Genomic DNA, 5,968 nt, shown 5'->3' with positions numbered 1-5,968 from the left:
TAGCTCAAGTCTACTTAATCGATTTTCGCTCTCTCTCATTATGCCTCCTCAGGGCTTTATTTATAATATAATCCAACCCGAGGGGACATATGTCACTATTTCATCAAAATCATTTTTCTCGTTTTCTCATAATTTTCTGTTTTCAATTTATAGAAATAAATTCCTGAACTGACTCGATTGCCTTTGGAGTCTTTGCCATCCCACACAATTGAAGATTGATTATTGAATATTGAATATTGTTTAATTTTCTGTCCTTTGATATTGAAAATTTCAATCTCTGCGTGCTCTGCGGTGAGATTAAAAGAAATTGTTGTAGTAGGATTGAAAGGATTTGGGAAGCAGGATAGCAGCATCGCTTCTTGAATTTCTTCTTCACTAACATCTGTTCCATAGATCATCACCGAAATCGGATCCGAAGCCCCTGATTCTCCGGTATCATATACTGCTGTAACGAAATAATTGTATTGTCCATTAATCATATTGAGATCAAAATACTCTTCTTCTAAAACACTCTGAATAATAATGCCGTTGCGATAAACATTGTAAGCCAAAAGAATACCTGTGGTATAATTTGGTTCTTCCCAGATTAGATGCACATTATTACCGTTAAATACAGATGCTTCCAGGTTTTGTGGCTCTGGTGGCAGATCAGGGTCAGGTTGCAGCTCACAGAGCACATAAGTCGTATCGTTTTCCAATACCATAATATCATCTTGTGTGTAAGATAGGTAGCCCAGAGCGGTCACTGAGATCGTTTGATTTCCGGTGGGAATATCCGTTAATAGAAAGTATCCGTCTTCATCCGAGATGGTATTGCCAAAAGCAGACATCACCTGAGCAAATGCAATGGAATCGTTATTGGTGGCATCGACAATATTACCCTCAATAGCACCGAACACAGCTTCCACGCCAGAGATGAAGAGATCATCAATATTCCAGCCGCTGTACTGCCAGGAGCCGTCGGTAGATCCTATCGAAAACCGGATTCGCACATTACTTTGCAGATCGGCAATTGATGATAAATTATATGTGACCTGATTCCAGGAATTGTTTGTGATCACGGAAGTATTTGTCCAGATTTCCAGCCAGGTTGTTCCATCATCATTGCTCACGTCGATGTAGGCATGATCATAAGCCGGTTGTTCCACATTCAACCATCTCATAAAGGAGAGCTGCACATCCAGGAAACTGCTGCAATCGATGGTGGGGGAGATGGCAGAGTATTCACGATTTCCCAGGTTGTTTTCATAATCACCAGGGAAGTTGCCGTTGCCGTAAAGATCTACACCAAGAACCTTGATACCTTCGTAGGCTACGAAAGGATCCGGATTGCCATATTCTCCGCCCAGACCTTGGGGTGCTCCAATCTCGAATTCTCCGCTCATCAACCAGCCGGAGTTTTCCTCAAAATCATCTGACCAGATTGTTTCGCTCCACAATGAACTCAGGAGCAGAAATATAAAGGCAACTGTTATGAAAAATTTTCTTATCATGCTATCTCCTATCAATTACTTTATTAAGGATTCTGCAAAATTCAATTTCTAACTCACCCTCGGTCCCTCTCTCCAAAAAGAGGGATGACTTCATTTTCCCCTTCTCTTTGCAAGAGAAGGGGTTAGGGGATGAGTTGAATAATTGGATTTTCTGATTTTTTCTCATTATTTTCAAAAACACCTAATTTTACAGAACCCTCTCACTTTATTTCAATAACAACATTTTCTTGATCAGGGGTTTTCCCGTATTCATTTCCAACTTATAGAAATAAACTCCGGAAGCAACTCGCTTACCATTGGAATCTCTCCCATCCCAGATTACTGAGTGTTTTCCTGCTGGGAGTGTTTCCTGAATAAGTGTCTTCACTTTTTGACCTTTGATGTTATAAATACAAAGGCTTACTTTTTCTACAGAGGGTAGAACATAACGGATAGTGGTTTGCGGATTGAAGGGATTGGGATAGTTATGAAGTGAATATGAACTTTTTACAACTGTATCCTCCGATCCTGATAATAACTGATCGGTGATCACTACGGAAAAATTTAGCAGAAAATCGGAGGAGATATACTCCACAGGTTCGTTGCCGGATAGATCAAGGACACAATCAGGCATGATCAGATAGATATCATGATCAACCGGCAGATCCAGAGGGTGCGTCTGGAAATATATGGGATCCAGATCGACCAATTGCAGTTCAGCATTCCAGGTGTAAGTTTGTTCATCTGCTGAGGACAAAGGTTTGTAAATAGAGCGATGCATTTTTTCCGTAGTACCATAAATATCCATAGGCAAGCTGAAAGTAAGAGCATTTTCAAAGGGTTTGACGAGCGGTTTTAAAATATCATAGTTAGGATCATACAACGAATCTGCTGAAGCACATGTGCCCACTATAATAGCAGAAGGAAAGTAATCATTCTGTTTGGCGTCGATCGTTACCTGCCAGTCCAGGTCGAAGTTTGGAACATATTCAATTTGGAAATAGGGAATAAATTTCACGGTTACATTTTCTTCGTAACAATAAAGATAATAAGCCTTGGCTGGATATAATTCAAAGGCAGGTTCAAAGAATTCTTCGTATTCGAACACAACCGGTTCTATCAGCCTGTTCTCTACCGCCTGGTAATATTCATAATCTGTATTGTTAATTGTAAATATAAGTTGGTCCAGAGTATAATTGGCGCGATGGGGATTGGGAAGGAGATTCCAGCCGGCGTTCAACCCTGTACTGCAGGCAACTCTTTGCATGGTTGCATTAGTCAGCACGAAATAATTGTCAGCAGGAGCATTGAGCCAGTAGGGATGCAGGAATTCCGGCTCATCTACTATGATGAATTCCTCTTCCTGGAATTCGTAGAATAGGCAGCCTTCGCCAAAGATTTCTGCTGTAGTATATTGGTTGCTGGCGAAATTCTTGGTCATCAGATGCCAGCCCTGATAGGTCTGCACGATATTCTGGGGTGAGATGATACCAAATCTGAAGGGAGCATAATAGTGCAGGGTATCAGCCTCATCCATCACCAGGTCGATTTTACAGGTCAAGTTCTCAAACAGCAATTGAGGTACGGTCCAATATGTTTCCGTGGTGTAAGGTGACATTTCCATTTCTATGGGAATGGCTATCTCGTCATTAGCAGCATAAACATTAACGTGATCGACCGTAACCTGCAAATCCAATGACCAGTCGAAATGTACTACTTCGTTCGGAAATAATAGTTGATTGGAAAAAGCTGTAAATGTAACATCTGGCACGAGATTTCCCCAATACAGTGTGAAAGAGTAGAAATCATCGGTGGTTGGAGTGAACGTGTAAACGGAAGTAGCCAGGTCGGTATAAGTTCCATTTTGATATAGATAAAATCGTTCTGCACCTCGCTCTAGGTTGGCAATTCCTATCTCCACCGGCATTCCAATCAGGTTAGTTTTGATGCGGTAAACCCAACTTTTGTAACTTTGCTCAGGATCGTAAACAGAATAGATTTCCTGCTCCAGATGATTGGGAACATTGTTCCAATAATATTCGTAAAATTCACTGAAGAAATATTCACCGACTGTGGTCGTATCAGCCGGTAGATCGAAATTTACATCATATCCGTTTGAAGCAAATTCATTATAACCAAAATAGCAGGTATCTCCCGTGGATAAAGTATTCAGATAAGCATACAGTTCATAAATCTTCCTGGAAATTGCCTGTGGTTCATCACCAAAGAAATATTCGATCCCATCATCTTCATAACTGATCCTATATGTGTAAATGACGCTGTTTTCCACTTCTGTATCATCAAGGAAATAGGGGACATTATTACCAGCTTGTCCGGTTAGATCAGGATTTACCAGCCAGGTATTGATCATATAATAGGTGCTGCTCTCAGTTTTACGGTAAATATTGAATCCGTCAAAAGGATCATTGCTGGATGCTTCCCACTCCAGCAGTATATGTTCATCTCGACCATAACAGATAAAATTATCTACTGAAGCCGGACCCGCAGTGCCGAACACTTCATTGGATAAAGCAGAATAGTTACCATTCTTATCTCTAATGCGAATGGCAAAATAGAATTGATCTCCGGGCTGCAGATTGTTAAGTTTGCAGGTGTTCTGAGCCAGGCAGGCAAGTCTTTGATAATTTGCTCTATCCCTGATAACATAGTTGCCATTGGCAATAGGTTCGGATGAATAAAGGATTTCGTAAGATTCCATATCAAAACAATCTCCCGGTGTCCATTGAATCTCGATGTGATCTGCGCACTCGGCGATAACCTGTAAATTGCCGGGAGCAACCGGGACCTCATTATCGTTCATTTGGTAAAGGATGGGAAGAACCTGCCTGAGTGCTTCTATCCAGGGTGAATAGTAAGCGAGAGCTTTTTCAAACCTGCTGTCCATCTCCCAGCATTGGGAGACAGGATTCCAACCGTGGAACCAATGATAGTTAGAGACTGTTTGCGGATAAACATTGGGCAGTTCATCCATTTCTATATGAAAGAATCTTTCAAAAACGTCATAATGTTGCAGACCGGAATGCGTATAAACCATTTGTCTGTTAGTACCATATCCCCAAAGATCGATATTTGTATTTACAGCAAAAGTCGTATCGTCATCAGAATAGGTAAAATCGTATTTATCGCAATGGAATCCATAGTAATCATTTAGATAGACAGGAGGATGAATGCCCACCATGTTAGCAGGCAGAATAACAGTTTGTCCGATATTGACGATATCATTTCCGGCAGAGGAGTGATCTCTGATGGGAAGATCGGGTGAACTGACCTGATAGCCCCCGGAAATCTGTACATTAGGATAGCCCCAGTGACGTTCTCCCCAGTCGTAGCTGTGGATCTGCAGGCTGAATTCATGGGTCTCAAATTCAGTTCGGATAAGATCGCAGAACCTTTGATATATTATATTGAAAATATGATCTTCTTCCCTGGATGGATCACAGGTTGATTTACTGTTATTATAATTACCGATATTTGTCCAGGTCACTTCTCTGCCGCAACCTGAGATCAAGAGGAATTTTGACTCGTGTTCTATAAAGGCTTTATGAGCCAGAGGAACCGTAAAATAATCATCATTGGGATGGGGAGCGGTAGTGATATGCGGATAATTTCCCTGCGGATAATGGATATACAATCCCCAACCCAGGTCAAAGGCACCGAATTCGTCATCTCCCGGATCTTCCGTTCCATTATTATCATAAAAAGTCATATTGGGAATTTCACGCAATATATGGAAAGTGCGGTCTGAATCCGTATCATTAAAGACAACCACCTGGTAAGGATAGGAATAGACATCGATAATGTACTGAGCCAGATCCAGGTTGCCCAGCAGGAATTCATGAGTAATGTATGCCCATAATAAAAGGTCATCTGCATCAGGAATAATGTAATTGCCAAAACCGTTTGTCTGCACATCCCAGGGTGCATAAAGATTATATCCAGGATCAGCAATGCCTTCCGAGATATGGCTCATCCAGTTATCATATGCACAACCAGTTGCAGATCCATATAAAAAATTCTGCAGAGATTCTGTTTCTTCGATTACAGAGAAAAGAGCATTGGCACAAAGAAGTAAAATAAATAAAAGTTTAATTTTTTTCATGCTTACTTTGTTTGTTTTTTTTTAATTCCTGTCAAACCTTTTTGGTCAATAGCTAAAAAAACAGCTGATTAACTCCCCAATTGTTATGCAGCATAATTGGTTTTCAAGATGTATTTGCCATCAACAAGTTCATAATCATTCTCAAGACATTTATCACAAATTTGTTGATTATCTTCCCTTTTGTTTCTTTTTAGAATTTTATTTCTTATATGTTTCCAGGTATTGAAAATCCTTCAGGCTCAGGTCATGGTAATAACCACGGTATTCCTCGGGTAAAAGTTCGGCAAGGTGATACATAACCTGATCGATAATTTCCTGGCGTTTCTTTTGATTAAGCTTGAGACCAGCTTTGATGCGGAGCGGTTTTCCAACCTTG

General features: G+C 40.6%; 2 protein-coding genes. Both read right to left on the bottom strand.

The genetic code is table 11. From position 1 onward, the window contains the following. Positions 1–95: 95 nt before the first annotated feature. The gene (locus RAO94_11490) at positions 96–1,493 is read right to left on the bottom strand and encodes a T9SS type A sorting domain-containing protein (GenBank protein MDP8322963.1); all 1,398 of its coding nucleotides are present in this window, start codon (positions 1,491–1,493) and stop codon (positions 96–98) included. Positions 1,494–1,698: 205 nt separating this feature from the next. Next, positions 1,699–5,592, bottom strand: coding sequence for a FlgD immunoglobulin-like domain containing protein (locus RAO94_11485; protein MDP8322962.1), 3,894 nt, complete (start codon positions 5,590–5,592; stop codon positions 1,699–1,701). Between the last annotated feature and the right edge of the window lie 376 nt (positions 5,593–5,968).

This window comes from Candidatus Stygibacter australis (genome assembly GCA_030765845.1).
Classification (GTDB): domain Bacteria; phylum Cloacimonadota; class Cloacimonadia; order Cloacimonadales; family TCS61; genus Stygibacter; species Stygibacter australis.
This window is presented reverse-complemented; position numbering and strand designations above follow the sequence as displayed.